At 73.5% G+C, this 24,930-nt stretch carries 30 protein-coding genes; 14 read left to right on the top strand and 16 right to left on the bottom strand.

Annotation, left to right across the window (positions count from 1 at the left end; genetic code table 11):
- Positions 1 to 34: 34 nt before the first annotated feature.
- The 5 genes from O7604_RS15370 (at position 35) to O7604_RS15350 (ending at position 4,847) form a co-directional block, all read left to right on the top strand.
- On the top strand, positions 35 to 835 hold the full coding sequence (locus tag O7604_RS15370; RefSeq protein ID WP_269704470.1) for a class I SAM-dependent methyltransferase: 801 nt from the start codon (positions 35 to 37) through the stop codon (positions 833 to 835).
- A 148-nt stretch (positions 836 to 983) separates the two neighbouring features.
- Entirely contained in the window at positions 984 to 2,159 is a 1,176-nt protein-coding gene (locus tag O7604_RS15365; protein WP_281576947.1) for an ATP-binding protein, read from the top strand.
- Entirely contained in the window at positions 2,149 to 3,342 is a 1,194-nt protein-coding gene (locus O7604_RS15360) for a hypothetical protein (RefSeq protein WP_281576946.1), read from the top strand. Before O7604_RS15365 ends, O7604_RS15360 begins: the two co-directional genes overlap by 11 nt.
- The gene (locus O7604_RS15355; protein WP_269704467.1) at positions 3,312 to 4,028 is read left to right on the top strand and encodes a response regulator transcription factor; all 717 of its coding nucleotides are present in this window, start codon (positions 3,312 to 3,314) and stop codon (positions 4,026 to 4,028) included. Before O7604_RS15360 ends, O7604_RS15355 begins: the two co-directional genes overlap by 31 nt.
- Before the next feature lie 75 nt (positions 4,029 to 4,103).
- Complete coding sequence (locus O7604_RS15350; protein WP_269704466.1) at positions 4,104 to 4,847, top strand: hypothetical protein; 744 nt, start codon at positions 4,104 to 4,106, stop codon at positions 4,845 to 4,847.
- 47 nt (positions 4,848 to 4,894) lie between these two features.
- Here O7604_RS15350 and O7604_RS15345 read toward each other — a convergent pair whose 3' ends face one another.
- On the bottom strand, positions 4,895 to 5,647 hold the full coding sequence (locus tag O7604_RS15345) for a lysophospholipid acyltransferase family protein (RefSeq protein WP_269704465.1): 753 nt from the start codon (positions 5,645 to 5,647) through the stop codon (positions 4,895 to 4,897).
- Between the two features lie 99 nt (positions 5,648 to 5,746).
- On the opposite strand from O7604_RS15345, the gene O7604_RS15340 reads away from it, so the two are divergent.
- Positions 5,747 to 6,406 carry an alpha/beta hydrolase gene (locus O7604_RS15340; RefSeq protein WP_281576945.1) on the top strand — a complete coding sequence of 220 codons (660 nt, stop codon included), beginning with the start codon at positions 5,747 to 5,749 and terminating at the stop codon, positions 6,404 to 6,406.
- Between the two features lie 9 nt (positions 6,407 to 6,415).
- A complete protein-coding gene (locus O7604_RS15335) occupies positions 6,416 to 6,805 on the top strand; it encodes a VOC family protein (protein WP_269704463.1) in 390 nt (129 codons plus the stop codon).
- A gap of 6 nt (positions 6,806 to 6,811) precedes the next feature.
- Here the strand turns inward: O7604_RS15335 and O7604_RS15330 are convergent, their stop codons facing one another.
- From O7604_RS15330 to O7604_RS15300, 7 genes are all read right to left on the bottom strand, one after another.
- Entirely contained in the window at positions 6,812 to 8,872 is a 2,061-nt protein-coding gene (locus O7604_RS15330) for a glycogen debranching N-terminal domain-containing protein (RefSeq protein ID WP_281576944.1), read from the bottom strand.
- A complete protein-coding gene (locus O7604_RS15325; RefSeq protein WP_269704461.1) occupies positions 8,872 to 9,243 on the bottom strand; it encodes an SCP2 sterol-binding domain-containing protein in 372 nt (123 codons plus the stop codon). The genes O7604_RS15330 and O7604_RS15325 overlap by 1 nt, the downstream gene beginning before the upstream one ends.
- Before the next feature lie 159 nt (positions 9,244 to 9,402).
- Entirely contained in the window at positions 9,403 to 9,819 is a 417-nt protein-coding gene (locus O7604_RS15320; RefSeq protein WP_269704460.1) for a CBS domain-containing protein, read from the bottom strand.
- A gap of 64 nt (positions 9,820 to 9,883) precedes the next feature.
- The gene (locus O7604_RS15315) at positions 9,884 to 10,552 is read right to left on the bottom strand and encodes a TMEM175 family protein (RefSeq protein WP_281576943.1); all 669 of its coding nucleotides are present in this window, start codon (positions 10,550 to 10,552) and stop codon (positions 9,884 to 9,886) included.
- A 100-nt stretch (positions 10,553 to 10,652) separates the two neighbouring features.
- Positions 10,653 to 11,675: an aspartate-semialdehyde dehydrogenase gene (locus O7604_RS15310; protein WP_269704458.1), complete on the bottom strand. Its 1,023-nt coding sequence runs from the start codon at positions 11,673 to 11,675 to the stop codon at positions 10,653 to 10,655.
- Positions 11,676 to 11,772: 97 nt separating this feature from the next.
- Positions 11,773 to 13,116, bottom strand: coding sequence for a pitrilysin family protein (locus O7604_RS15305; RefSeq protein WP_269704457.1), 1,344 nt, complete (start codon positions 13,114 to 13,116; stop codon positions 11,773 to 11,775).
- Positions 13,116 to 14,405, bottom strand: a complete 1,290-nt coding sequence (locus tag O7604_RS15300) for a pitrilysin family protein (RefSeq protein ID WP_281576942.1) — start codon at positions 14,403 to 14,405, stop codon at positions 13,116 to 13,118. The genes O7604_RS15305 and O7604_RS15300 overlap by 1 nt, the downstream gene beginning before the upstream one ends.
- 85 nt (positions 14,406 to 14,490) lie before the next feature.
- Here O7604_RS15300 and O7604_RS15295 point away from each other — a divergent pair, with 85 nt between their 5' ends.
- Positions 14,491 to 15,204, top strand: a complete 714-nt coding sequence (locus tag O7604_RS15295) for a phosphodiesterase (protein ID WP_281576941.1) — start codon at positions 14,491 to 14,493, stop codon at positions 15,202 to 15,204.
- Here the strand turns inward: O7604_RS15295 and O7604_RS15290 are convergent.
- A complete protein-coding gene (locus tag O7604_RS15290) occupies positions 15,179 to 15,400 on the bottom strand; it encodes a hypothetical protein (protein ID WP_269704454.1) in 222 nt (73 codons plus the stop codon). The genes O7604_RS15295 and O7604_RS15290 overlap by 26 nt on opposite strands.
- Positions 15,401 to 15,653: 253 nt before the next feature.
- On the opposite strand from O7604_RS15290, the gene O7604_RS15285 reads away from it, so the two are divergent.
- The 3 genes from O7604_RS15285 to O7604_RS15275 are packed head-to-tail and all read left to right on the top strand — an operon-like array spanning position 15,654 to position 17,260.
- Positions 15,654 to 16,751 carry a 3-deoxy-7-phosphoheptulonate synthase gene (locus O7604_RS15285; protein WP_269707015.1) on the top strand — a complete coding sequence of 366 codons (1,098 nt, stop codon included), beginning with the start codon at positions 15,654 to 15,656 and terminating at the stop codon, positions 16,749 to 16,751.
- Positions 16,752 to 16,800: 49 nt separating this feature from the next.
- Positions 16,801 to 17,025 (top strand): hypothetical protein, encoded by a 225-nt coding sequence (locus O7604_RS15280; RefSeq protein ID WP_269704453.1) that lies wholly within the window; start codon positions 16,801 to 16,803, stop codon positions 17,023 to 17,025.
- A gap of 25 nt (positions 17,026 to 17,050) precedes the next feature.
- Positions 17,051 to 17,260, top strand: coding sequence for a hypothetical protein (locus O7604_RS15275; protein WP_269704452.1), 210 nt, complete (start codon positions 17,051 to 17,053; stop codon positions 17,258 to 17,260).
- A 61-nt stretch (positions 17,261 to 17,321) separates the two neighbouring features.
- On the opposite strand, the gene O7604_RS15270 is transcribed toward O7604_RS15275, so the two are convergent.
- The 3 genes from O7604_RS15270 to O7604_RS15260 are packed head-to-tail and all read right to left on the bottom strand — an operon-like array spanning position 17,322 to position 18,506.
- Positions 17,322 to 17,861 carry a DUF1360 domain-containing protein gene (locus tag O7604_RS15270; RefSeq protein ID WP_269704451.1) on the bottom strand — a complete coding sequence of 180 codons (540 nt, stop codon included), beginning with the start codon at positions 17,859 to 17,861 and terminating at the stop codon, positions 17,322 to 17,324.
- A gap of 34 nt (positions 17,862 to 17,895) precedes the next feature.
- A complete protein-coding gene (locus O7604_RS15265; RefSeq protein ID WP_210898471.1) occupies positions 17,896 to 18,213 on the bottom strand; it encodes a hypothetical protein in 318 nt (105 codons plus the stop codon).
- Entirely contained in the window at positions 18,213 to 18,506 is a 294-nt protein-coding gene (locus tag O7604_RS15260) for a DUF6158 family protein (protein ID WP_030502251.1), read from the bottom strand. Before O7604_RS15260 ends, O7604_RS15265 begins: the two co-directional genes overlap by 1 nt.
- Before the next feature lie 124 nt (positions 18,507 to 18,630).
- On the opposite strand from O7604_RS15260, the gene O7604_RS15255 reads away from it, so the two are divergent.
- Together O7604_RS15255 and O7604_RS15250 are read left to right on the top strand one after the other, a co-directional pair.
- Positions 18,631 to 19,062, top strand: coding sequence for a hypothetical protein (locus tag O7604_RS15255; protein WP_269704448.1), 432 nt, complete (start codon positions 18,631 to 18,633; stop codon positions 19,060 to 19,062).
- Between the two features lie 25 nt (positions 19,063 to 19,087).
- Positions 19,088 to 19,417 (top strand): DUF3817 domain-containing protein, encoded by a 330-nt coding sequence (locus tag O7604_RS15250; RefSeq protein WP_281576940.1) that lies wholly within the window; start codon positions 19,088 to 19,090, stop codon positions 19,415 to 19,417.
- Between the two features lie 7 nt (positions 19,418 to 19,424).
- On the opposite strand, the gene O7604_RS15245 is transcribed toward O7604_RS15250, so the two are convergent.
- Entirely contained in the window at positions 19,425 to 19,943 is a 519-nt protein-coding gene (locus O7604_RS15245) for a DUF6232 family protein (RefSeq protein ID WP_269704446.1), read from the bottom strand.
- A 415-nt stretch (positions 19,944 to 20,358) separates the two neighbouring features.
- Here O7604_RS15245 and O7604_RS15240 point away from each other — a divergent pair, with 415 nt between their 5' ends.
- Positions 20,359 to 21,324: a C40 family peptidase gene (locus O7604_RS15240; protein WP_281576939.1), complete on the top strand. Its 966-nt coding sequence runs from the start codon at positions 20,359 to 20,361 to the stop codon at positions 21,322 to 21,324.
- Positions 21,325 to 21,396: 72 nt separating this feature from the next.
- On the opposite strand, the gene O7604_RS15235 is transcribed toward O7604_RS15240, so the two are convergent.
- The 3 genes from O7604_RS15235 to O7604_RS15225 form a co-directional block, all read right to left on the bottom strand.
- On the bottom strand, positions 21,397 to 22,386 hold the full coding sequence (locus O7604_RS15235; protein ID WP_030502256.1) for a sigma-70 family RNA polymerase sigma factor: 990 nt from the start codon (positions 22,384 to 22,386) through the stop codon (positions 21,397 to 21,399).
- A gap of 473 nt (positions 22,387 to 22,859) precedes the next feature.
- Entirely contained in the window at positions 22,860 to 23,807 is a 948-nt protein-coding gene (locus O7604_RS15230) for an N-acetylmuramic acid 6-phosphate etherase (protein WP_269704444.1), read from the bottom strand.
- Entirely contained in the window at positions 23,804 to 24,718 is a 915-nt protein-coding gene (locus O7604_RS15225) for a MurR/RpiR family transcriptional regulator (RefSeq protein WP_281576938.1), read from the bottom strand. The genes O7604_RS15230 and O7604_RS15225 overlap by 4 nt, the downstream gene beginning before the upstream one ends.
- Positions 24,719 to 24,930: the final 212 nt, after the last annotated feature.

Raw genomic sequence — 24,930 nt, 5'->3', positions numbered from 1 at the left:
TGCCGCAGCTCCGCTTCTCGTCGACGATCAGGGGATGCCCGCACACCGTCCACCCGAGCCGGACGTCCGCCGCTACTACACCGATGTCTACGTCGAGGCGGACCGGCTGGAGGGGTCACCGCAGGGCCGGCTGGAGGCACGGCGTACCCGGGACCTGCTCGCCCGCCTGCTGCCCGCCGCACCGGCCGACGTGCTGGACGTCGGCGGTGGTCCCGGGGCGTACGCGGGTCCGCTCGCCGCGGCCGGTTACCGGGTGCACCTGGTCGACCTGGTGCCCGCACACGTGGCGGCGGCGCGGTCGGCGTACCCACTTGTCGGCGCCTCGGTGGGTGACGCCCGCGCGTTGCCGGCGCCCGACGCGGCGGCGGACGCGACGCTGCTGCTCGGGCCGCTCTACCACCTGCCCCGGCAGGCCGACCGGGTGGCGGCGCTGCGCGAGGCGGCGCGGGTGACCCGGCCGGGCGGGACGATCGTGGCGGCGGCGATCAGCCGCCACGCCGCCCTGATCGACCTGACCGCGCAGGGCCGCCTGGACGACGACAACCGGCAGTTGCTGCGCGCCGAGTACGAGACCGGGGTGAACGATCCGCGCACCGGCTTCACCACCGCCTTCTTCCACCGGCCGGAGGAGTTGGCCGCCGAGTTCGTCGCCGCGGGTCTGCCCACCCCGCAGGTGTACGGGGTGGAGGGTCCGCTGTGGCCGCTGCTGAACGCCCTCGGCACCGGGTCGCACGAGCGGTTGTTCACCGACGCGCTGGCCTGCGCCGAGACGTTCGAGCGGGACGCGGCGATCCTCGGCGCCAGCGCCCACCTGCTCGCCGCCGCGCGCCGCTGATCGCCGGGCCGGACGGCCGGCTGCTTTACGCCGGAGCGAAACTCGTCAAGCACCAAGGGTGACCAGTTCCGACAAACCGTGTTATTCTCCAGCGTCAATCTCTGCCGCGCGGACCCGGCCGGGTCGCTACCGGAAGGACATCTCCCCGATGCCGGTCGCTGCCGCCGTGCCCATGCCACGGCCCCCGCTGGCCCGCCCGGCGGGTGACGCGTTCAGCCTGATCTTCACCACCCTGCCGGCGCTGCTGCGGCTCACCTGCGGCGTGGTCGGCGCGGTCGTCGCCCTGTCGGTGCGTACGCCGCCGGTGCGGGTGGCGCTGTTGATCCCCGCGGTCGTCGTGCTCACCGCCTGGTCGGTCTGGTACGCGTTCCGCGCGTTCCGGCACGGCATCGGCGGCGCGCTGGTCGCCGGTGACGTGGCGCTGACCACCGCCGCCGCGATCGCCGTACCGTGGCTCGTCGCGCCGGAGGTGCTGCCCGGCGAGGCGAGCTGGATCGCGGTGCTGGCCAGCTCGACAGTCATCAACACGCAGGCCACCGCCCCGGCCCGCTGGTCCGTGCCGGCCGGCCTGCTGGTCACCGCCGCGTACGTCACGGGCGCCACGCTGGCCGGCGACCCGGCCGAGGCGCGGGCGCACGCCGGGACGCTGCTGGTGCAGACCGGCAGCACGGCGGTGATGACGGCGGTGATGCGCCGGCGGATCGCCCGCGCCGACGCCGCGTTCGCCGACTACCAGCGGTTGTCCCACGAGGCGGTGGTGGCGCGCGCCGCCCGCGAGGCCGAACGGCGGCACAACCGCGACCTGCACGACACCGTCCTGGGCACGCTCACCATGGTCGGTCTCGGCGCGGTGCCGGACTCGGCGACGTTGCGCGAGCGGTGCGCGGACGATCTGCGTACCCTCACCGCGCTGGCGGGCGCGCGGACCGCGACCGCGACGGGCGAGGCCGACCTGGACGAGCGGTTGCGCGAGGTGCTCGCCGCGACGCCCGGGCTCGCGGTGACCGCGACGCTCGCGCCGTGCCGGCTGCCGGCTGAGGTCGCCACGGCGCTCGCCGACAGCACCGCCGCCGCGCTGGCGAACGTGGCACGGCACGCGCCGGGCGCGGCCACGTCGCTGCGCCTGGCGCGCGAGGGTGGCACCGTCGTGGTCGAGGTGGTCGACGACGGTCCCGGTTTCGACCCGGCCACGGTCCCGGCGCACCGGTACGGGCTGCGCGAGTCGATCCACGGACGGATGGACACTGTGGGTGGTCGGGCCCTGGTGACTTCCGCCCCTGGCGCTGGTACCCGGGTTCGGCTGGAGTGGTCCGATGGCGACTGAGTCGGGTACGGCGGCGGCCGGCCACGCGCTGCGCCCGCTGCCCCGGCCGCGGGTGGCGACGCGCTCCGGAGCCGACGTCGCTCCGCCGGAGGCGCACGCGGTGGCCGACGCCTCGGACCAGGGCGCGCGGGTCGCCGTGATCGTCATCGCTGCCGCCTGGCACCTGGGGGTCACGTTGCCGGCCGTGTTGCGGGCCGGGCAGGGGATGGCGGCGCCCGCGGTGGTGGCGGCCGGCTGGCTGGTGACCGCGCTGGTCGGGGTCGGGACGGGGGTACGGCTGCTGCGCGGCGGCCTGCCGCCGGCCGGGCCGCTGGCCGTGGCGCTGCTGGTGGTGGACGCGGCGGTGGTCGCGGGGGCCGGCGAGCGGTTCCTGTTCAGCACCGCCAACTGGGTGTGGGGCGGGCTGGCCTGGTTCTTCCTGCTGGTGATCTGGCGGCGGCCGGTGCGCTGGCTGCTGCTGATGCTCGCCGCGCACGGCGCCGTCGCGCTGGCCGCAGTGGTGCTGTACGGCGCGACCGCCCCGGCCGATCTGAGCCGGACGGCGATGTACGTCTACGGCACCTCGACCCTGCCGGTGGCGGTCTTCGTCGGCGCGGCGGCGATCACCGCACAGGCCCGGGACCGGGCGGCCACCGCGGCGGCGGTGCTTGCCGTGGCGGCGGAGCAGGAGGCGGCCGAGCGGGCACGCACCGAACGGCAGGCACGGCTGGCCCTGGTCAGCGGCACCGCCGAGGAGGTGCTGGCCGAGCTGGCGGCGGGCGACGCCGACCCGGCCGACCCGGCGGTACGGCGGCGGGCGGTGCTGGCCGCGGCCCGGCTGCGCCGGCTGATCGCCGAGTCGGACGACGTGCCGGACGCGTTGCTGCACGAACTGCGCGCGGCCGCCGACCTGGCCGAGCGCAACGGCCTGCCGATCGACCTCGTGTCGGTCGGCACGCCCCCGGAACTGCCGGTGGAGATCCGGCGCGGGCTGGCCGACCCGCTGACGGCGGCGCTCGCCGCCGCCGAGGGCTGGGCCCGGATGACAGTGGTGGCGAACCCGGACGAGGTGGTGGTCAGCCTGGTGACACCGGATCACGACGGCCCGGACGAGCCGCCGACCGGCGGGGACGGGCCGGTGGAACACCTGCACGAGCGGGACGGGGAGATCAGATGGACGCAGACCCGCTGGCGGCGGACGTGAACGCCGGGACCCCGATCGGGGTGGCGATCGTGGACGACCACCCGGTGGTGATCGACGGGGTGCGCGCCTGGCTGGCCGGTGAGCCCCGGTTGCGGGTGCTGGCCACCGGGGACGACCCGGACGAGGTGCTGCGAGCCGCGCCGGACGCCGAGGTGGTGCTGCTCGACCTGCGCCTGCACGGCCGGATGGTGCTGGACAAGCTGGCCGAGCTGAGCACGGCCGGGCGCCGGGTGGTCGTGTACTCCGAGCACAGCGACCCGCAGACCATGCTCGCCGCGCTGGACGCGGGAGCGGTCGCGTTCCTGGCCAAGCACGAGGGCCGCGAGCACTGCGTGGCGACGGTGCTGGCGGCGGCGAGCGACAGGCCGTACGTGCCGCCGGCGCTGGCCGGTGCGATGGTCGGTGACGCCCGCCCGGATCGTCCGTCCCTGTCGGACAAGGAGCGCGAGGCGCTGCTGCTGTGGTTCCAGTCGATGTCGAAGGCGTCGGTGGCCCGCCGGATGCAGATCAGCGAACACACGGTGAAGCAGTACGTCGACCGTGCGCGGATCAAGTACACCCGAGCGGGGCGTCCGGCCGCCACGAAGGCGGCGTTGCTCGCCCGGGCGATCGAGGACGGACTCGTCCGACCGGAAGATATCGGCATCTACCGGTCGCAGGCGTCGGCCGACCGGCCGACCCCCTAACAGGCGTCATGACAGTCACCCCAGGAATCCGGAAGGCTCGTCCGTACCGCCAACCGTCACCGGGGAGGTCGTACCGTGCCGGAGGACGCCACACCCTTCTTCGTCGGACCGCACCGGTTCGACGCCGACGACGACCCCACCCGTCCGGTGCTCGACCGGCGCTACGAGCTGGTGCCGGAGCCGGGCGAACGCCTGCTGGGTCAGCACTGCCTGCGCGTCGCCGGTCACCTGCTCGGCCCGAGTGAGGACGTCCGCTGCTGGTCGCTGCCCGGCCCGGCGACGATCACCGTGACCGACCGCCGGCTGGCGTACGTCTGCACCGGCTCCGACCTGTCGGTGGTCTCCGGGCGGGACAGCCGGGCGGGTGCCCGGCACCGGCGACCGGTCCGGCTGTCCCGCCTGGTCAGCGGTCAGATCCGCTGGCAGTGGCCGTCCCGGCTGGAGCTGGCCGAGGTCGGCGACGGCACCGCCGAGCTGCGCGTCGTCTGCGACGCACTGCGTACCATCCGGCAGCCGGCGCTGGCGCTGACCGGGCCGGTCGGTCCGGTCGCCGCGCTGGCCCGGCAGGTACGCCGAGCGGTGGCCGGATTCCGGCTGGCGCACGCCGAGCTGGTGGACCTGTCCCCGCCGGAGCGGGACGTCCTCGCCGTCCGGGTGGCCGCCTCCCCCGGCCCGACGCTCGGCACCGTCATGCTGCCGGGCTCGCTGCCGGTGGAGTTCCTGTCCCGCGACGACTACTACCGCCCGGCCGAGGCCGAGGCGACGCCCTGGTCGTGGTCCGGCTTCCCCGCCCACGACCAGCCCGGCTCCGCCTGCTGACGCTCCCGTCCGGAACCCGAGCGCGAGCGCGCAGAGGGCGGGCGCGGTCAGGAGGCGCTGCGGGTGCGGCGCTCGGACCGGTCCAGCTCGACGGCCTCCTCCGGGGTCGGCGCGCTGCCGCCCAGGTGGGCCGGCTGCCACCAGGTGTCGTCCGGGCCGGACGGCTTGTCCGGGTACTCCCGCTGGGCCCGGTCGACCAGCGCCGACAGGCGGGTCCGCAGCTCGGCGGTCATGGCCGTGGCGTCCGGGTAGGCGGACGGGTCCATCGGCTCGCCGACGATGATCGTGATCGGCGTGTGCCGGCGGGTCAGCGTGCGCGGGCGGCCCTTGGTCCACAGCCGCTGGGTGCCCCAGAGCGCGACCGGCAGCAGCGGCACGTTCGCCTCCTGCGACATCCGGGCCGCGCCGTTCTTCAGGTCCTTCACCGTGAAGGAGCGGCTGATCGTGGCCTCCGGGAAGACGCCGACCACCTCGCCCCGGCGCAGCGCGCTCACCGCGGCGGCGTACGAGCCGGCACCGGCGGCCCGGTTGACCGGGATGTGCTTCATGCCGCGCATCAGCGGGCCGGAGACGCGGTGCCGGAAGACGCTGTCCTTGGCCATGAACCGGACCAGCCGCTTCGCCGGGTGCGCGCCGTAGCCGGAGAAGATGAAGTCGAGGTAGCTCACGTGGTTGGAGGCGATCACGGCCCCGCCGGTGGGCGGCACGTGCTCGCTGCCGGACACGTCCAGGCGCAGGTCGAGGAGCCGGAACATCGTCTTCGCGGCGGTGATCACAGGTGGGTACACGAGTTCCGACATGTCGAAACTTTACCCCGAGTAGGTTACGCGACCGTAGGGCCGATCTGCCCTCGGCAGACCCGGGTCGCGCACCCGCCCGAGCGCGGCGACGATGGCCTCATGACCGAACGCGCGGTGCTGCTCTGGATCCACGGCGGAGGCTGGCGGGCCCGCGCCGAGGAGGACGGGACGGCGCTCGCGTCCCTCGGACTGCGCGTGGTCCCGGCCTCGTACCGGTTCTCGCACCAGGCGCGCTGGCCGGCCCAGCTCGACGACGTCCGTGCCGCCTCCCGGGCCGCCCGGGCGGCGGCGGGCGGCCTGCCGCTGCTGGTGGGCGGTGACTCGGCCGGTGGGATGCTGGCCCTTCAGCTCGGCCTGCGCGGGGTGGACCGGCCCGGCGACGTGGCGGGGGTGCTCGCGTACTGGGCACCCGTCGACCCGCTCGACCCGGAGCAGCGGCGCCGGCGCGCGCCCGGCGACGACCCGTGGACCGACCTGCTGGGTCATCCGCCGGCCCCGGGCGATCCGGCCACCGTCGACGCGACGATCGCCACCCACCTCGGCTCCGGCGTACCGGTGCTGCTGGTGCAGGGGCGCGACGACGAAGCGGTGCCGGCCGCCCAAGCGGTCGAGCTGACCGGCCGGCTGCTCGCCGCCGGGCACCCGGCGCATCTGTGGCTCACCCACGGCGGTCACGCGCTCGACCTGGCCCGGCCCGACCTGCGCGCGGCTGCCGCCGCGTTCCTGGACAGCGTCCTGCCCGCCGCCGCTGACGACTAGGTTCGAGGCATGCCCGACCTCGCCGCGATCGTCATCCACTGCCGCGACCCCTACGTGCTCGCCCCGTTCTGGAGCGCGGTCACCGGGCTGCCAGTGGTCGAGGAGGACCGCGTGAAGCTCGCCGAGGGCACGCTCGCACCGACCGAGGCGGTGCTGCTGCGCGATCCGCACGGGCGGCGCCCCGACCTGTGGATCAGCCCCGCCGAGATGCTGCCGGAGCCCGGCCGGATCCACCTGGACCTGGTCGGCGACGCCGAGGAACGGGCCGCGGTGCTGGAGGCGGGCGCCACTGTCGTGCGGGAGCTGCCGCGCTGGACCGTGCTGGCCGATCCGGAGGGCAACGAGTTCTGCCTGCTCCCGCCGAACGAGGCGCACACCGCGTCGCCGCCCGGGCACTGACCGGGCTCAGTCGGCCAGTTCCTCGAGGTTGAGCCGCCCCCGGGCGAACGCGTCCACCCGGCCCCAGCGGCCCGGGATGTCCAGCACCTCGATCCGTCCCATGCCCACCGGCAGCCGCGGGTCGACAGCCAGGTGCTGGTCGTGCGGCTCCAGCCCGAGCATGGTGCGCAGCAGCAGCAGCGGCGCGCCGGTCGACCAGGCCTGCGGGCTGCACGCGGTCGGGTACTCCACCGGAAACTTGGTCAGCTCGCGCTGGTAGCCGCCGAACGCCTCCGGCAGCCGCCCGTCGAAGTAGGTGGCCGCGTCGAGGATGCCGTTGGCGACGGTGGCGGCCTCCTCGGCGAAGCCGTACCGGCGCAGGCCCCAGGCGACGAACGAGTTGTCGAACGGCCAGATCGTGCCGTTGTGGTAGCCGATCGGGTTGTAGCGGACCTCACCCTCGGCCAGCGTCCGCACCCCCCAGCCGGACCAGAGCCGCGGACCGACCAGGTGTTCGGCGACCTTCGGCGCCCGCTCGTCGTCCACGATCCCGCTCCACAGCAGGTGGCCCATGTTGGAGCTGAGCACGTCGCACGGGCGCCCGTCCGGGTCCAGCGCGAGCGCGTAGAAGCCGCGGTCGGCGACCCACCAGTCGTTGTTGAAGCGCCGCTTCAGCTCCGCCGCCTCGCGTTCCAGCTGATCGGCGTACGTGGGGTCGTCCCAGAACTCCCGGGCCATCCGGGCGGCCCGCACCTTCGCGTCGTACGCGTACCCCTGCACCTCGCAGGTGGCCCGCGGGAACGGCGGCAGTGTGCCGTCGGCGTACGAGATGGAGTCCCACGAGTCCTTCCAGCACTGGTTCTCCAGGCCGGTGTCGGTGTTGCGCCGCTCGTACCAGATGTAGCCGTTGCCGAGCAGGTCGGCGTAGTCGTCGATCCACTTCAGCGCCGCCCGGCACTCCCGTTCCAGTTCCTTGACCAGCGCGCCGTCGCCGCTCCACCGCTCGTACTCGTCGAGCAGCACCACGAACAGCGGCGTCGCGTCCACCGAGCCGTAGTACGGCGAGTGCGGCTGTTCCTCGAACGCGGCCGTCTCGCCGTACCGCATCTCGTGCAGGATCCGGCCCGGGTCCTCGTCCCGGAAGTCGTCGAACCGGGTCCCCTGCAGCGCGCCGAGGATGCGCAGCGTGGTCTTCGACATGTCCGGCGCGAACGGCAGCACCTGGAGGCAGGTGAGGATGCTGTCCCGGCCGAACATGGTCATGAACCAGGGCAGGCCGGCCGCGGGCAGCGTCTGCCCGCCGAGCGACAGCGGCGAGAAGCGCAGCGCCGCGAGGTCGACCAGGCTCCGCCGGTACGTCGCCGCGAGTTCCTCGTGCTCGCTGTTCAGCTTCGGGGCCCGGCTGATCCACTCCTCCAGGTCGTGCTGGAGCGCGAGCCGCTCGGTGCCGTGCGCGCGCAGTCCCATCCGCAGGTCCCGGCCGCCGGGGCCGATCGCGAACGTCTGCACGTCGATGACGGCGTCCCACTGCTCGTTGGGTTCCAGCCGGATGCTCCAGGCGAAGCCGCGCTGGTCGTAGCGGGCCGGCCGGTTGGCGGAGAGGAGCGTCTCGCGCCGGAAGTTGCCGCGCCGGTAGCCCAGGCGCAGCCGGTCCTGCTCGGCCTCGGCGTAGTGTTCGCCCTTCTTGTTCAGGATCTCGTCCTTGACCTGGAACAGGTCGGCGAAGTCGGACCCGGCGTCCATCCGGACCTCCAGGTCGACCGCCTTCTCGTCGTGGTTGAGGATGGTCAGCGTCTCGCGGAAGCTGCCGCCCACCGCCCGCTCCCGGATGACCGACAGCTTCGCGTCGATGTAGTGCGTGGCCACACCGGGCACCAGGAAGAACCGGGCCTCGTAGTACTGCAGGTCGTCGTAGGAGAGCGCGTTGAGCCGCTCGCCGTTGACGGTGAGCACCCACTTCGACAGGTACCGGGTGTCGAGCGAGAAGAGGCCGGTCGGCTCGCTCGGTGTGGCCTCGATGTCGCCGGTGTCCTCGCTGACCACGAACGTGTTGCCGTCCAGGATCCGGACGGTGTTGCTGCCGGGCATCAGGCACCCCTCCCGCTGAACGTGTGGTGCGGTCCCCGGGAGTCCGGCGGGCCGGGGAAGACCCGCTCGACCTGCAACACGAGCCGCAGGTCGCCGACGACGGTCATGTCACCGCGCAGCAGCGCCGCGATCGCGTTCTCCTCACCGCCGACCAGCTCGGCGAACAGACGCGGCTCGGTGCCCACCACCGTGTCCGCCTCGCCGTCCTCCTGGCGGACCCGCAGGTTGCCGTGATCGATCTCCAGCAGCCAGTGCGTGGTGTGCGGGCCCTCGTGCAGGTCGAAGCGAAGCGTTCCGGATGTCTTGACCAGCAGGGGCTCGAACCCCCGCCGATCCAGGTCCTCGAAGAATCTCGTGGTCATGTCCACCATCCGGGCGACTCCTCCCGCGATCCGCGGTCTCCTGTCCGAGGCCCGTGTCCCCACCCGTTCCGGGGCCAACCTCGCCCGAACCGGGTGAGCGCGGCGCCACCGCACACACGCGCGACGCCGGCCCCCGAACCGGGAGCCGGCGTCACCGCGTCGGTCAGGTCAGTTGTTGGGGTCGTCGGCGCTGATGTCCGCGAGCACCGACTGGGGTTCCCGCTCCACCGCCAGATCACCCATGGAGATCAGGCCGACCAGGCGGCCGTCGTCGACCACCGGGAGGCGGCGGACCGCGTACGTGCGCATCAGGTCGGCGGCGGCCACCGCGTCGTCGTTCTGGCTCACCGTCACCACGTCCTTGCTGGTGATCTGGTTGAGGCGGGTGGCGGTGGGGTCCATGTTCTCGGCCACGCCGCGTACCGCGATGTCCCGGTCCGTCACAATGCCGACCACGTCGTCGCCGTCGGTCACCACCACGTCGCCGATGGCGCTGTCGCGCATCTCCTGCGCCGCGGCGATGAGCGTGTCGTTGCCGTCCATCGTCACCAACCGGGTCGTCATGAACTCTCCGACCGTTGTCATGGTGCTCCCCTCTCGGTGTCGGCACGGCCGTCTACCCGCCGCTTCGGGCGGGGTAACGCACGCATCACCGCCGGGGGTGCAGGCGTCGGCGCAGGTCGTAGGAGCCGTTGCTGGACAGCCCGTAGAAGATCGGCAACAGCAGGAGCACCGCGAGCGCCGCCGGCACGCTCAGCAGCACGCCCACCAGACCGGCGATCGCGTACGCGAGCACGCCGAGCAAGGCCCGGACGCGTTCGGCCTCGAAGAACCGCGCGGTGACGTGCGGCTCCAGCAGTTCCCGGTGCCGGCTCAGGTAGTGGTAGAGCCAGAGCCAGGTCATCGACAGGATCACGCCGACGAGCGCGTACGCGGACACCGCGACCCGTTCGTCGACGACGTCGCCCTCCTCCACGGCGCGGGAGACGAGCCCGGTGACGAACGGCAGCAGCGCCACGCTGAACAGCACGCCGAGGTTCGCCCAGTGCAGTCCCCGGTCGGCGCGGCGGACCCGGTGGAACGTCCCCTTGTGGTTCAGCCAGTTGACCGCCACGTACAGGTACGACGTGACGTAGGCGAGGTAGACCGGCCACTGGTCGAGCAGGGCGCGCAGCATTCCGCCCGGCGCCGTCTCGGGCACCCGCAGGTCGAGCACCAGCAGCGTGATGACGATGGCGAAGACCGCGTCGCTGAACCCGATCGCCCGGACCGTGTCCGAGCGCGTCCCGGCGTCCCCGGTGTCCCCTTCGGCCGTCATCGGCACCCCCGCCCTGCCGGCGCGGGGCGGCCGGCGACGCGGGGGCATACCCGCTGCGGGAGCGTCCGTGCCGGGTGGCCCGGCACGGACGCCCACGGGGTCAGCGCTCGGCGGCGACCAGCTCGGCAAGCTGCACGGCGTTGAGCGCCGCGCCCTTGCGGAGGTTGTCGTTGGCGCAGAACAGCGCGAGCCCGTGCTCGACGGTCTCGTCGGCCCGGATCCGCCCGACGTACGTCGGGTCCTGGCCGGCCGCCTCCAGCGGAGTCGGAACGTCGCGCAGCGCCACGCCGGGCGCGCCGTCGAGCAGCTCACGGGCGCGGGCCGGGTCGATCGGCCGGGCGAACCGGGCGTTGATCTGCAGCGAGTGGCCGGTGAAGACCGGGACCCGCACGCACGTGCCGGAGACCTTCAGCCCGGGGATCTCCAGGATCTTGCGGCTCTCGTTGCGCAGCTTCTGCTCCTCGTCGGTCTCGAAGGAGCCGTCGTCGACGATCGAACCGGCGAGCGGGAGCACGTTGAAGGCGATCGGGCGGGCGAACGAGCGCGGCGCCGGGAACTGGACCGCCCCGCCGTCGAACGCGAGCCCGGTGGCGTCCTCGGCCACCTTGCGGACCTGCTCGTCCAGCTCCGCGACACCGGCCAGGCCGGCGCCGGAGACCGCCTGGTAGGTGGAGACGACCAGGCTGACCAGCCCGGCCTCGGCGTGCAGCGGGCGCAGCACCGGCATCGCGGCCATCGTGGTGCAGTTCGGGTTGGCCACGATGCCCTTCGGGCGGTCCGCGATCGCGTGCGGGTTGACCTCGGCCACCACCAGCGGCACCTGCGGGTCCATCCGGAAGGCCGAGGAGTTGTCGATCACCACCGCGCCGGCCTCGGCGACCCGGGGAGCCAGCTCCTTCGCGGTGCCCTTGCCCGCCGAGAAGAGCACGATGTCCAGGCCGCGGTAGTCCGCGGTGGCCGCGTCCTCGACGGTGACCTCGCCGTCGCGCCAGGGCAGCGTGCGCCCGGCCGACCGGGCCGAGGCGAACAGGCGCACCTGCTCCGCCGGGAACTCGCGCTCCGCCAGCACCTGCCGCATGACGCCACCGACCTGACCGGTGGCTCCCACAATGCCGATCCTCATGCCCGCGAGGCTACCCAGCCGGGCGGCACGGGTGGGAAACGTTTCCCACCGCGCGGATGCGGGGCGACGGGAATCACAGGCCCGCCGCCCCGCCCCGTCACGTGTGGTCGAGCACCTCGCCGAGACCGCTGGCGACCAGCTCGTCCCGGATGACCGCCGCGTCCCCCTCGATCACCATGGTCAGCGACTCCGGGTGCAGGTAGGTCGCGGCGGCGGCGGAGACCTCCTCGACGGTCGCGGCGAGCAGGCGCTCCCGCAGCCGCGCGTGGTAGTCGTCCGGCAGGTCGTGCACGACGAGCGTGCTCAGGGCCGCGGCGATCGATCGCGGACTCTGCAACTCGACCGAGAGCTGCCCGGCCCGCCAGGAACGCGCCACCTCGAGCTCGTCCTCGGTGACGCCGGTCAGCTGGGTACGCGAGATCTCGCCCACCGCCTCGACGAGCGCCGGGGCGGTCACCGCGGTCTGCACGCCGGAGTTGACCGCGAAGCGGCCGAACCGCCGGGACGAGGCGAAGTCGCCCCGGATCCCGTACGTGTAGCCGCGCACCTCGCGGATCAGGTGGTTGAGCCGGGACGTGAACGCGCCGCCGAGCACGGTGCCGGCGAGCGTCATCGGCACGTGGTCGGGGTGCGACCGGTGCGGGGCCGGATGACCGAGCCGCAGTGTGGACTGCACCGAGCCGGGCCGGTCCACCAGGACGATCCGCCGTTGCCCGGCCAGCGGCACGTCGATCGGGCCGCCGCGTTCCACGGGGCCACCGCCGGCGCCGGCGAACGCCGTCGCGGCGAGCGCGTCCAGGTCGATCCGCTCCAGGTCACCGGCGACGACGAGCGTGCCGGGACGGATGAACCACTCCGAGTGGAAGACGGTGACGTCGTCCACCTCCAGCGCGGCCACGCTGTCCGGGTCGCCGTAGAGCGGGCGGCCCCACCGGTGCTGTGCGCCGAACAGCTCGGCCCGCAGCACCGCGTCGGCACGCGGACCGGGGTTGGCCCAGTCCATCCGCAGCGCTGTCGCCTCGTCGTCGCGGACCCGCCGTACGTCGGCCGGGTCGAGCCGCGGCGTACGGACCGCCTCGGCCAGCAGCTCCACGGCGGCGGTCAGCCGGTCCACCGGCACCTGCACGCTCACCTGGAACGAGTCCCAGTCCAGCCCGGTCGACAGCTCGGTGCCGAGCGCCTCGATGGCCAGCGCGTACGCGGTGGCGTCCCGCTGCGCGGTGCCCTCCTCCAGCGCCTTGGCCAGCACCGCGCCGAGTCCCTCCTTGCCGACCGGTTCCCGGCCCGCGCCACCGTCGAGCAGCAGCAACGCGACGGCGAGGTTCTGCCCGGGCAGGTGCGCGGCGACCACCTGGCCACCGGCCGCCGTCCGCCGGACCACCTGCGGGAACCGGTAGGCGCGGGCGGCGCCGGGGCCGGGACGGGTGGCGATCAGCGACATCAGTTCTCCTCGGGCACGTAGGTCAGGATCACCCGGTCGGCGGCGCCGAGCAGCTCGGCGGCCTGCTCGGCGATCTGCTCCGCGGTCACCGCGAGCCAGGCCGGCAGCCGGTCGGCCGCGCGGGCCGGGTCGCCGAGCTGGGTGGCGTACCGGCCGAGCGTGTCCGCCCGCCCGTCGACAGTGGACATCTGCCGCCACCACATGGTGGTCAGCAGGGCCTTGGCCCGGTCCAGCTCGGCGGCGGTCACCGGCACGGTCGCCAGCTCGTCGACCACCTCGGCCAGCCCGTCGCGCAGCCGCTCGGCGCTCACCCCGGGGCGGGCCGTGGCGGTGGCGATCAGCGGCGCGGGTGCGTGCGCCAGGTCCACCCCGTCCGCGCCGACCAGGTCCGGCTGGGCGATCCGTTCCCCGTCGGCGAGCCGCTGGTAGAGGCGGCTGCCCCGGCCGCTGCCGAGCACGGTGGCCAGCACCGTGGTCACGTCGTACCCCGGGGTGCCGAACGGGTGGGTGCGGTGCGCGACGTAGACGCGGGGGGCGGGCACGTCGGCGGTGACCGTCTCCACCGCCGGGCGGCCGGTGGCCGGCACGGTGCGGCCGTCCGGCGCAGCCGGGATGTCGGCCCGCGCGGCGAGGCCGCCGAAGTACTTGTCGGCGAGCGCGAACACCTCCGCGGCGGTGGTGTCGCCGACCACCGTGAGGACCGCGTTGTTCGGCGCGTAGTACGTGCTGTGGAACTCCTGGAAGGTGGCCAGGTCGGCGGCGTTCAGGTCGGCCATCGACCCGATCGTCGCGTGGTGGTACGGGTGCCCGGGCGGGTAGAGCAGCGGCAGCAGGCGCAGCCAGGCGTCGCCGTACGGCACGTTCTCGTAGCGCTGCCGGCGCTCGTTCTTCACCACGTCGCGCTGGTTGTCCAGCGTCTCCTGGGTCAGCGCCGGCACCAGCCCGCCCATCCGGTCGGCCTCCAGCCAGAGCGCCAGTTCCAGGTGCTCGGCGGGGACCGTCTCGAAGTAGTTGGTCCGGTCCGGGTTGGTGGTCGCGTTGAGCGAGCCGCCGGCGCCCTGGATCAGCTTCATGTGCTCGGTCTTCGCCACGTTCACCGAGCCCTCGAACATGAGGTGCTCGAACAGGTGGGCGAAGCCGGTCTGTCCGGCCGGCTCGTGACGTGAGCCCACGTCGTACCAGAGGTTGACCGCCACGGCCGGGGCGGAACGGTCCTCGCTCACCACCACGCGCAGGCCGTTGTCCAGTCGGGTCGTCTCGATCGGCCAGGGGAAACCGCTGTCGGGCATGAGACGACGCTATCCGATCTCGGAGGCGCAGACGTGACGCGCGCGCCGGAGCATCGTCGGTGCGCGCCGGGGTACCCCAGCGGGCATGGCCGCCACCACATCCTCCGCCGTCGAGCGCGCCGCCGCCGCGCTGGCCCGGCTCCGGCACGCCCGGCTGCTGCACCCGGCCGGGCGCACGTTCGCCGGCGAGACCCGGATCTGGGGTACGCCGGGACCGCCGACCGGGGTGCCGCTGCTGGACTCCCCCGGCCGGTGGCCGGCCACGATCCGCCTCTCCAAGGGCGTGCCGACGCCGGGTGCCTGGCCGGACGTGCTGGGCGTGGCGGTGCGGCTGCACCGTGACCCGGAGCCGCCGGTGGACCTGCTGTGGAGTTCCAGCGGCGCCGCGCCGGTGCTGCGGAACCTGCCGCTGCCTCGGCGGCGCTTCACCGGGACGTACACGTCGATCATGCCGTTCCGGGTCGGCGCGCGGCGGCTGCTCCTGGCCGCGCTGGCCGACCCGGAGTCACCCGACCTGGGCCGCGGCCTGGCCGAGGCGGGCGCGGCGGTGGCCGGTGACGAGCCCCGGCTGGTGCTGGCGGTGGCCTCGCCGGTGGGCCGGTGGCGGCCGTTCGGCGAGGTACGCCTCGACGACGAGCGCGGCGCCGCCGAGGACGCCGCGCTCGCGTTCGACCCGATCGGCAACGTGCCGCCGGGGTTACGTCTGGCCGGCCCGCTGGCCCGGCTGCGGGACGACAGTTACCGGGGTTCCCGCCGGGCCCGGGGTGCCGCGCTCAGTCGGGAGGCTCGACGGGGGTGACGGTCTGCTCGGAGGTGCGGTGCTCCAGCACCGTGTCGGGGGCGGCGTTCTGGTCCGCCTCGCGGATGTCGGACTCGGCGAGGATCGCGTCGGCCTGCGCCTGGGCGTCGTCGCTGCCCGCCGCCGCCTCCTCCGGCAGCAGATGCGCTCGGGACTCGATCCGTTCCTGGTCAGTGGGGTCGTGGCTCGTGGTCATGGCGATCTCATACCCCGTGTTCCGCACTTCGGAACGACAGCGGGTTTTCCGGCGCGCGTCGGGTACGCTGGCCGACGTGACGCGGTCGTATCGATGGTTTAGGCAGCCGGCTGGAGGAGCCGGTGACTCGACCATGAGCTGACGTCACCACCTCTTCGAGCCGGCCGGGCAGGGATTGTTTCCCTGCCCTTTCGTATGCGAGCAGCCGGCTCGATCCCCCGGACCCGGCACGGGGGCACGGTCGGCGGAAGGAATCCCCACCGTGACCACCTCCCCGGACGCCCATCGCGTCATCGACCAGCGCATCGATCGTGTGGTGCCGCTGACCACCCCCGCCCTGCTGCACCACCACCTGCCCCTCGACACCCCGCTGGCCGAGGCCGTCGTGGCGGGCCGCCGTGCCGTCGGCCGGGTGCTGGACCGCGCCGACGACCGGTTGCTCGTCGTCGTCGGCCCCTGCTCCGTGCACGACCCGGCCGCCGCCCTGGAGTACGCGGGCCGGCTGCGCGAGGCCGCCGCGCGGGTCGCCGACGACCTGCTCGTGGTCATGCGCGTCTACTTCGAGAAGCCGCGCTCGACGGTGGGCTGGAAGGGCCTGATCAACGACCCGGCGCTGGACGGCTCCGGCGACGTGAACACGGGCCTGCGTACCGCGCGGGCGCTCCTGCTCGACGTGCTGCGGCTGGGTCTGCCGGTGGGCTGCGAGTTCCTCGACCCGATCACCCCGCAGTACATCGCGGACACGGTGGCCTGGGGTGCGATCGGCGCGCGGACGGTGGAGAGCCAGGTGCACCGGCAGCTCGCCTCCGGGCTGTCCATGCCGATCGGCATGAAGAACCGCCCCGACGGCAGCATCGCCACCGCGGTGGACGCGATCCGGGCGGCCGGGGTGCCGCACGTCTTCCCGGGCATCGACGTCTCCGGCACGCCGGCGATCATGCACACCCGGGGCAACGCGGACGGGCACCTGGTGCTGCGCGGCGGTGGCGGCCGGCCGAACTACGACGCGGAGTCGGTGGCCGGGGCGCTGGAACTGCTGCGCGCTGCGGGCCTGCCGGAGCGGGTGGTGGTCGACGCCAGCCACGCCAACAGCGGCAAGGACCACCGCAACCAGCCGCTCGTCGCCGCCGACGTGGCCGCCCAGCTCGCCGCCGGGCAGCGCGGGATCGTCGGCATCATGCTGGAGAGCTTCCTGGTGCCCGGCCGGCAGGACCTGGACCCGACCCGGGAGCTGACGTACGGCCAGTCGGTCACCGACGCCTGCATCGGCTGGGACTCCACCGCCGAGGTCCTGGAGCACCTGGCCCAGGCTGTCCGGGCCCGCCGGGCCACGCTCCCGGCACCGGCCTGAGCGGGGTTGCGGCGAGTTTGACCGGTTCGGTGCCGGGTAGGTGGTCGGCGTGACCGATGACGCGCCCGTGACCGAGCAGCCCGACACCAGGCCGCTCGACGACCTGCTCGACGACATCTACCACGGCCAGGAGCGGATCACCCAGGCGGACATCTACCGCCGGGCGGTGGCCGCCGAACTCCCCGCGGAGCTGCTCACCCGGATCGCCGCGCTCCCTGAGGGCGAGTACGCGGCGGACGAGGCGGCCGATCTGCTGGGCGGCACGGTCGCCTGAGCCCCCGGAACCGAGAGGACGCGAGATGACCCACCACGACCGCGAGCACGAGCACCTGGAGGCGCTCGGCCAGCCACCGGAGGGCGTCGACACGCTGCCGGAGCCGGACTTCGCCAACGAGCACGACCGGACCGCCGTGGACCGGGAGGTCATCACCGGGGAGGACGAGGACGAGCGGGAGCCGGAGGCGTCGCGCGGCTGGGCCGGCGAGGACCACGGCACCACCCCCACCTGACGGTGGGAGACACGCGAAAGGGGGCCGGCGCCCGCGCGCCGGCCCCCTTCGTGTCCGCGTCTCACGCCTCGTGGCGACCACCCTCGGCCGCCTGCTGGGCGACCGCGTACCCCATCTGGAGGAAGTCGGAGGCGGCCACCGCGGTCAGCGCGGTGGCGACCAGGCGGGTCAGCCGGGGCGCCAGCACCAGGCCGCCGGTGAGCCCGGTGGCCACCCAGACCGCCAGGCAGAAGGGGCAGCTGACCAGTTCGCCGAGCGCGTGCCGGGTCGGGCTGCCCTCGTCGCGGACCTGTTCCATCACCTCGCCGCTGCCGATCGGGTGGTCGTAGCGGGTGAACGGCGCCCGCAGCGGGCTGGTGATCGCGTCCTTGGACAGCAGCCGGCTGAGCTTGTGCGTGGCGATCGAGAGCAGCACCACGTCCGCCGGCGTGGGCCGCTCGGGCACCGGCCGCCCGGTCGCCCGGACCAGGCCGACGAGCCCGGCGGTCACACCGGCGTACGTGCCCATCGCCTTCAGGTAGCCCTCCAGCGGCCGGTGCTCGTGCGGCGCGTACGCCTGGCGCAGGCGCGCCACCTTCTGCTTCAGGCCACTCCCGGTCAACCCGGCCTCCTCGTGCTCGTCGTGCGGGCCGGGCTCATCCGGCGGTCAGGTTGTCGGCCACCTCGCGGTCGAGATTGGCCAGGATCTCGTCGGCCAGGTCGTGGTCCGGCCCGGCCAGGTCCAGCCGCACCCGGGCGCCGCCCGCGTCGGCCGGTTCCACGTCGATCTCGGCGGACCAGTCCGCGGCGCTCCATCGGGCCCGCATGTCGTCGGCGTCGACGACCTCGACCCGGCAGGTGCCGGAGTTGCGCAGCCGCTCGGGCAGCCAGGCCGAGGAGCGGTCCGGATCAGTGGCGGTGTTGAACACCACCTCCGGCGGCGCGGACATGCCGCGCTCGGCGTGGCTGGCCATCAGGCGTCCCGCAGCCGGCTCGGGTCGACCTCCCGGCCGGGGTGCCGGGCCAGGTACTCCGTCTCCAGTTCGGCGGTGCGCCGCAGGTGGTTGGCGAGCGCCGAGTCGGTGGCGTGGCGCAGCGTGTCCAGCCGGGTGCGGTGCAGGCTCTGCATCTCCCGGACCAGGTCCTCGTCGCCCAGCTCCACCGGGTCCACCCCGAGCTGCTCGCCGTCGACGGTGCGGGCGTGATCGCCGTCCCACTCCGCGACCCGCTGTTCCGGGCTCGCGTCCCGGCGTACCGATTCGGTCATCGTCGCCCCCTCGTCTCGTTCGGGTTGGCACCTGTTCGGATGCCCACCGGGCGTGTCACCAAACCACCGCCCGGACTACGACGCCGTGTCGGAGACGCCCGGGAGTCCCGGTACTCTCGTGGGCATGGAACGGCTCTGGACACCGGCGTGGATCGTCCGCCACGTGGCCATGGTCGTGCTGGTGGCGGGTTGCCTCGGGATGGGCTGGTGGCAGGTCACCCGCGCCGCCGGGGGAAACGCGATCAGCTTCGGTTACGCGATCGAGTGGCCGGTGTTCGCCGGTTTCGTGATCTTCGTCTGGTGGCGTGAGGTCCGCCAGACGCTGCGCGCGACACCGCCGGGCGACGCGCAGCCGGCGGCCGATCCGGCGCCGTCGGCGGCTGCCGACGACGAGCCGGTCGCCACCACCCCGGCGGTACGCCGGCCGGTGCGCGTCGTACGGGTGCCGGCCGCCCCGGCCGACGGGGCGGACGACGCCGAGCTGGCCGCCTACAACCGCTACCTATCCTGGTTGAACGCCAATCCGGGCGCCCGGCCCGGCGACTATCCCGGCTGAGGCCGGTGCGGAAGGACGGACGACGGTGGGCGGAGCCCTTACCCGGTACCGCGTGATCGCCTGGATCGTGGGCGTGGCGCTCGTGGTGCTGGTCCTGATCGGCATGCCGCTGAAGTACGGCTTCGACAACCCGAGCGTGGTCGGCGTGGTCGGCGTGGCGCACGGCTGGCTGTACATGGTCTATCTGGCGCTCGCGTTCGACCTGTCCCGCCGGACGAACTGGCCGCTGAAGCGGATGCTGCTGGTGATGCTCGCCGGCACCGTGCCGTTCGTCTCGTTCTACGCCGAGCGGCGGGTGAGCCGGTGGGTGGCCGCCGAGCAGCGGCCGCGTACCCCGGAGCCGGTCGCGGGCTGACCGCCGTTCACCGGGCCGGCCGCCACGGCTCGGCCGCCGGCGGGTCGGCCCAGCCGCCCAGCCGCGCCGCCTCCCGGGCCCGGCCCAGCGCGCGGGCGACCTGACCGAACTGCCGCTCGTCGTCGCTGCTGAACAGCAGCACCTCGGTGCCCCGCACCCGGCCCCACAGCTCGTACATCGGGGGCCGCACGCGGTCGCCGACCAGCACGAGCAGCATCGGCACCAGCCCGACCGCGCCGAGTAGGAGGTACGCCCCGGCGGTGAGCCGGTGCAGGCCGCCGGTGAAGCCGAGCAGCAGGCCGACGGCGGCGATCATCGCGGCGGACACGGCGACCGCCCGGATCGCGAGCCGGTCGTGCGGCCCGCGGTCGGTCCGGAGCTGGGTGATCTCGGCCACCGGCCAGGTGTTGCGGCCGACGGTGAAGCGCTCGGCGGTGACGACGATCCCGGGCCGGGCGTAGAGCAGCCTGGGTGCGGCCGGTCGCGGCGAGCGGGGCGGCTGGGCGGCGGAGCGGTCGGTCTGCACGGCGGCCTCCCGGGACCAGGGATCCCGTGGTGGGATTTCCCGTCCGGGCTTCATTGTGTTGGCGTCGCGCCACCTGACCTCGGGGTTTCGGCTGTCGCAGGGTTGACCGGCCCGGCCCTGCCCGCCGGAAACAGAGAACGATTTCCGTCTTTGTCGTGACTTTGCCCGGCGCCGCCTGGCGACATCCGCCCAGAACGACGAATCGGGCGAGTCGCCTCATCCACCCACCGGTTCCCCCTCATTACTTTCCGCCACTTTGCCAACTTTCGCCCCTGCTTGAACTCCCGGCTACAGCGATCACGGGTTAGGTTGTCCAGGTCGGCCCGGTCGACAGCCGTCCACCCGGACGGCCCCGGGCCGGTGTCGCCGGGTCGCCGATGCGCCCGGCGACCGGTGGGAGAGGAGCTTTCCGCTCTTGTCGTCCTTACGGATGCTGCTCCGCTCGCTGGCGGTGGCCGGCCTCTCGGCCGCGCTGCTCGCCCCGGCGCAGGTGGCCCGGGCCGAGCCCACACCCGCCGAGCTGACGAAGCAGATCGAGAAGTCCTCGACTGAGCTGGAGCGAATCGTCGAGTCCTACAACAAGCTCAACGAGGACATCAAGGCCAACAAGGCCACCGCGGCCAAGTTGGAGGCCCGGATCGGGCCGTTGCAGGAGCAGGCCGAACGCAGCCGCGCCGATGTGGGCGTGCTGGCCGCGACGGCGTACAAGACCGGTGGCATGCGCACCGCGGCGGCCCTGCTGGACCCGGGCGGCCAGGCCACGCTGCCGGAGCGGCTGGGCACGCTCGACCAGCTCACCCGCCAGCGTCAGCGCACCATCAACAGCTTCACCGAAGACCAACAGCGGCTGATCGACCAGAAGACCCGGCTGGACGCCACGCTCGCCCGGGAGGCGGCGCAGGCCAAGCAGCTCAAGTCCGCGAAGACGCGGATCGAGGCGGACCTGTCCGACCTCTACGAGATGCGGCGCAAGGCGTACGGGCGGGCCAACGAGGCGCCCGGCAACCCCAGCTCGGCGGGCAAGCCGCCGGCCGTCTCCGGTGACGCCGGCACCGTGGTGCGGTTCGCCTACGGCGCCGTCGGCAAGCCCTACGGCTACGGCCAGGACGGCCCCGGCAGTTACGACTGCTCCGGCCTGACGCTCGCGGCGTGGCGGACGGTCGGCAAGTCGCTGCCGCACAGCGCGGCCCGGCAGTGGAGCGCCACCACCCGGATCAGCCGCAGCGAGCTGCGACCGGGTGACCTGGTCTTCTACTCCGGGCTCGGGCACGTGGCGCTCTACGTCGGCAACGGCCAGATCATCGACGCGCCCAGCGCCGGACGCAACGTCAGCAAGCGTGGCATGAACATCATGACGATCGCCGGCTACGGCCGGGTCTGAGCACCACGAGAACGGCGAACGGCCGGCGTCCCCCTGTCGGACGCCGGCCGTTCGCCGTCAATTGTTACCAGGTCAGGCCGCCTGGAGCCCTTCCGCGCGAGCCAGCTCACGCAGCCGGCCGAGGGCCTGGATCTCCAGCTGGCGGATCCGCTCCCGGGAGAGCGAGAACCGCGACGCGACCTCGGTCAGCGAGTGCTCGCGGCCGTCCTCCAGGCCGTACCGGGCCCGCATGATGCCCGCGGAACGGTCGTCGAGGTGGTTGAGCAGACCCTCGATCCGCTGCCGCTCCAGGCCGGTGAGGACGATCTCCTCCGGCGACGGCGCGTCGCTGTCGGCGACCAGGTCACCGAGGTTGGTGTCGCCGTCGTCACCCACCGGGGTGTCCAGCGAGACGGTGTCCTGCGACCAGCGGACCAGCTCGTTCACCCGCTCGACGGTCACGCCGAGCGCGGTCGCGATCTGCTCCGGCTCCGGGTCGCTGCCCAGCTCACGGGTGAGCTGCCGGGCCACGTTGCGCATCCGGTTGACGTCCTCGACCAGGTGCACGGGCAGCCGTACGGTCCGCTCCTGCTGGGCGATCGCCCGGCTGATGGCCTGGCGGATCCACCAGGTCGCGTAGGTGGAGAACTTGAAGCCCCGCTCGTAGTCGAACTTCTCGACCGCCCGGACCAGGCCGGTGTTGCCCTCCTGGATCAGGTCCAGCATGGGCATCCCGGAGCGCACGTAGCGCCGGGCGATCGACACGACCAGCCGCAGGTTGGCGCGAATGAAGAGGTCCTTCGCGCGCTCACCCTCGACGACCAGCCGCTCCAGGTCCTCCCGGTCGACGCCGTCGGGGATGCGCTCTTCGTCGAGCAGGTGCTCGGCGTAGAGGCCCGCCTCGATCGCCTTGGAGAGGTCGACCTCCCGGGCGGCGTCGAGCAGCGGCGTCCGGGAGATCTCGTGCAGGTAGACGCCGACCAGGTCCCGCTCCTCGGCGACCTCGTCGGTACGCATGCCGATGTTCTTGTCCACGATTGCCACGGTCCCCTCGCTCGCGCCGGTTGCCCGGTTCCTTGCCATCCCCACGTTCATCAGCCCTCCCCGTAACCTCCGCTGTGCCCGTAGGTGCTGACACCTACACAACAGATGTGACGCGTCGGGGATTCCATGTCGTGAGTCGAAACTGTCACGAATGCCTGAGTAGTAGCTGAGAGCCCGGTCCATGTTTCCTGTTACCGGCCCGGTTCGGGCGGCTCGCGGGCGCCGTTTTCGGCACGCGCTGGAGCTGCGAAATCGCCGTTCGCCCATGGAATGGCACCATTGCCTGATCCATGAACACAGCGAGCCGCGTCACCGAGTCGTTGCGATCCTGGTCACTGCGAGATACGCGCCTGCGGACCGGTCGGTTCAGCCATGCTCAAGGATTACCCTCCGCCTCGTTGAACAATCCGTGTGGGAGGAGTCGTCCCCCTCCCGCACGTGATACGCGTCGCACCCGCCTGACGGATGCGCCGGGCGGGTGGATCGAGGCGGGACGGGCGGGGGCGGAACGGTCAGGAGGCGAGCAGGGCGAGCGCGCCGCGTACCTGGTGGGCGGAGCGGGCCAGCGCGGCCCGGGCGGCGGGCACCTCGGCGCCGGACACCAGCGCGACGAGCGCGGTCTTGAGGTCGCCGTCGGCCTCCCGCAGGGCGACCCGGCACACCTCCTCGGCGCAGCCGGTGGCCTCCACGAGAATCGAGATCATGCGGCCGCGGAGTTTGGCGTTGGTGGCCACCATGTCGATCATCAGGTTCGAGTAGACCCGGCCCAGACGCACCATGACGGCCGTGGAGAACGTGTTGAGCACCAGCTTCTGCGCGGTGCCGGCCTTCATCCGGGTCGACCCGGTGACCACCTCCGGCCCGGTGTCCACCCCGATGAAGACGTCCACCGACGCGGCGGCCTCGGCCTCCGGATTCGCGCAGAGCAGCACCGTACCGGCCCCCTGCGCCCGGGACGCGGCGAGCGCCCCGAGGACGTACGGGGTGCGCCCGCTGGCCGCCAGGCCCACCACCAGGTCGCCGGGGCGTACGCACTCGCCGGCCTCGGCTGCGCCGCCGCGCTCGTCGTCCTCGGCGTCCTCGACGGCCCGCCACATCGCGTCCGGGCCACCGGCCAGGTGCGAGCAGAACCAGTGCCGCGGCGAGTTGAACGTGGGCGCCAGCTCGGCCGCGTCCAGCACACCGAGGCGACCGGAGGTGCCGGCCCCGAAGTAGTGCACGCGGTGCCCGTCGCGCAGCGCGGCCACGGCCAGGTCGACCGTCTCGGCGATCTCGTCCAGCACCGCGGCGACCGCGGCCGGCACCCGCCGGTCCGCCTCGTTGATCACGGTGAGCACGTCCCGGGTGGACATCAGGTCGAGGTCGACGCTGTGCGGGTTGCGCCGTTCGGTCGGCGCGCCGACGCGCACCACCGGCCGGATCGCCGCCACGCCGTCGCGTTCCACCCGGCCCGCCGTCATGCCCGCCTCCGACCGGGACCGACCCGGCGCGACTTGACCGCCTCGGCGGTGGCTTCGAGCGCCTTCTTGGTCCGGGCCCGACTGCGGGCGGCCACCCCGACGAAGAGGCAGTCGACGACGGTGAGCTGGGCCAGCCGGCTGGCCGTCGCGCCGGAGCGGTACGTCGTCTCCCGGGCCGCGGTGGTGAGCACGTGGTCGGCGACCTCGGTGATCGGCGAGCGCGGGAAGTTGGTCAGCGCCACAGTGGTGGCGCCGCGCGCCCGCGCCTGCTCCAGCACCTCGATGACGTCGGAGGTGGTGCCGGTGTGCGAGATACCGACCGCGACGTCGCCGCGCCCGAGCAGGGCGGCGGAGGTGAGCGCGGTGTGCACGTCCGGGAAGTAGAACGCGATGCGGCCGATGCGGTGCAGCTTCTGCTGGAAGTCGGAGGCGACGAAGCCGCTGGCGCCCGCGCCGTAGACGTCGATCCGGCCGGCCGCGCCGATCGCCTCGACCACCTGCTCGCAGACCGCCGGGTCGAGCTGCTCGGCGGTCTCCTCGACGGCGCGGGCGTCGTTGAACGCGATCGTGGCGATGATCTGGGCGAGATCAGCACCCGGCGGGATGTCGCCACCGACCACTCGCGCGTCCGGCGGCTCGATCCGGCGGGCGGCCTCGGCGGCGAGCCGGATCCGCAACTGCGGGTAGCCGTCCATGCCGACCGAGCGGCAGAAGCGGATGACTGTCGCCTCGGACGTCTCGGCGGCGGTGGCGAGGTCGGTGATCGTGCGCCGGGCCGCATCCGCCGGATCGGAGACGACCAGCCGGGCCACCCGCTGTTCGGCCGGGGACAGCGAGGGCAGCAGGCCGCTGATGTGGACGATCAGTCCACCGGGCTCGTGACTCGCAGAAATCTTCGAACTCTTCGCCACGGATGAAACTTACTTTCAGCAGGCCCGAGCGTCAACCATGACACCGCGTATCGGGAAATTTACCGTCTTCCGTGCCTGCCCCGGACCAAGGATCCCATTGTCGCAGCCCGCCCGCCTCATCCGCTCCGGTCGAGTCACTCCTGCCGCCCGACGTACCGGTCCGCCTTCGCGCGGCCGGGCCTGCCTGGTCGGCCTCGACCGGGCGGGCCGGA

The sequence above is a fragment of the Micromonospora sp. WMMA1947 genome (assembly GCF_027497355.1).
GTDB lineage: Bacteria > Actinomycetota > Actinomycetes > Mycobacteriales > Micromonosporaceae > Micromonospora.
The sequence above is the reverse complement of the archived record's forward strand: the minus strand, read 5'-3'. Positions and strand labels throughout refer to the sequence as shown.

Excerpts from the sequence above, each read along its gene's own strand:
- O7604_RS15370 (WP_269704470.1), top strand. The coding sequence starts at position 35 with ATGCCCGCACACCGTCCACCCGAGCCGGACGTCCGCCGCTACTACACC.
- O7604_RS15365 (WP_281576947.1), top strand. The coding sequence starts at position 984 with ATGCCGGTCGCTGCCGCCGTGCCCATGCCACGGCCCCCGCTGGCCCGC.
- O7604_RS15360 (WP_281576946.1), top strand. The coding sequence starts at position 2,149 with ATGGCGACTGAGTCGGGTACGGCGGCGGCCGGCCACGCGCTGCGCCCG.
- O7604_RS15355 (WP_269704467.1), top strand. The coding sequence starts at position 3,312 with ATGGACGCAGACCCGCTGGCGGCGGACGTGAACGCCGGGACCCCGATC.
- O7604_RS15345 (WP_269704465.1), bottom strand. The coding sequence starts at position 5,647 with ATGTCGGAACTCGTGTACCCACCTGTGATCACCGCCGCGAAGACGATG.
- O7604_RS15340 (WP_281576945.1), top strand. The coding sequence starts at position 5,747 with ATGACCGAACGCGCGGTGCTGCTCTGGATCCACGGCGGAGGCTGGCGG.
- O7604_RS15335 (WP_269704463.1), top strand. The coding sequence starts at position 6,416 with ATGCCCGACCTCGCCGCGATCGTCATCCACTGCCGCGACCCCTACGTG.
- O7604_RS15330 (WP_281576944.1), bottom strand. The coding sequence starts at position 8,872 with ATGCCCGGCAGCAACACCGTCCGGATCCTGGACGGCAACACGTTCGTG.
- O7604_RS15325 (WP_269704461.1), bottom strand. The coding sequence starts at position 9,243 with ATGGTGGACATGACCACGAGATTCTTCGAGGACCTGGATCGGCGGGGG.
- O7604_RS15320 (WP_269704460.1), bottom strand. The coding sequence starts at position 9,819 with ATGACAACGGTCGGAGAGTTCATGACGACCCGGTTGGTGACGATGGAC.
- O7604_RS15315 (WP_281576943.1), bottom strand. The coding sequence starts at position 10,552 with ATGACGGCCGAAGGGGACACCGGGGACGCCGGGACGCGCTCGGACACG.
- O7604_RS15310 (WP_269704458.1), bottom strand. The coding sequence starts at position 11,675 with ATGAGGATCGGCATTGTGGGAGCCACCGGTCAGGTCGGTGGCGTCATG.
- O7604_RS15305 (WP_269704457.1), bottom strand. The coding sequence starts at position 13,116 with ATGTCGCTGATCGCCACCCGTCCCGGCCCCGGCGCCGCCCGCGCCTAC.
- O7604_RS15300 (WP_281576942.1), bottom strand. The coding sequence starts at position 14,405 with ATGCCCGACAGCGGTTTCCCCTGGCCGATCGAGACGACCCGACTGGAC.
- O7604_RS15295 (WP_281576941.1), top strand. The coding sequence starts at position 14,491 with ATGGCCGCCACCACATCCTCCGCCGTCGAGCGCGCCGCCGCCGCGCTG.
- O7604_RS15290 (WP_269704454.1), bottom strand. The coding sequence starts at position 15,400 with ATGACCACGAGCCACGACCCCACTGACCAGGAACGGATCGAGTCCCGA.
- O7604_RS15275 (WP_269704452.1), top strand. The coding sequence starts at position 17,051 with ATGACCCACCACGACCGCGAGCACGAGCACCTGGAGGCGCTCGGCCAG.
- O7604_RS15265 (WP_210898471.1), bottom strand. The coding sequence starts at position 18,213 with ATGGCCAGCCACGCCGAGCGCGGCATGTCCGCGCCGCCGGAGGTGGTG.
- O7604_RS15260 (WP_030502251.1), bottom strand. The coding sequence starts at position 18,506 with ATGACCGAATCGGTACGCCGGGACGCGAGCCCGGAACAGCGGGTCGCG.
- O7604_RS15255 (WP_269704448.1), top strand. The coding sequence starts at position 18,631 with ATGGAACGGCTCTGGACACCGGCGTGGATCGTCCGCCACGTGGCCATG.
- O7604_RS15235 (WP_030502256.1), bottom strand. The coding sequence starts at position 22,386 with ATGGCAAGGAACCGGGCAACCGGCGCGAGCGAGGGGACCGTGGCAATC.
- O7604_RS15230 (WP_269704444.1), bottom strand. The coding sequence starts at position 23,807 with ATGACGGCGGGCCGGGTGGAACGCGACGGCGTGGCGGCGATCCGGCCG.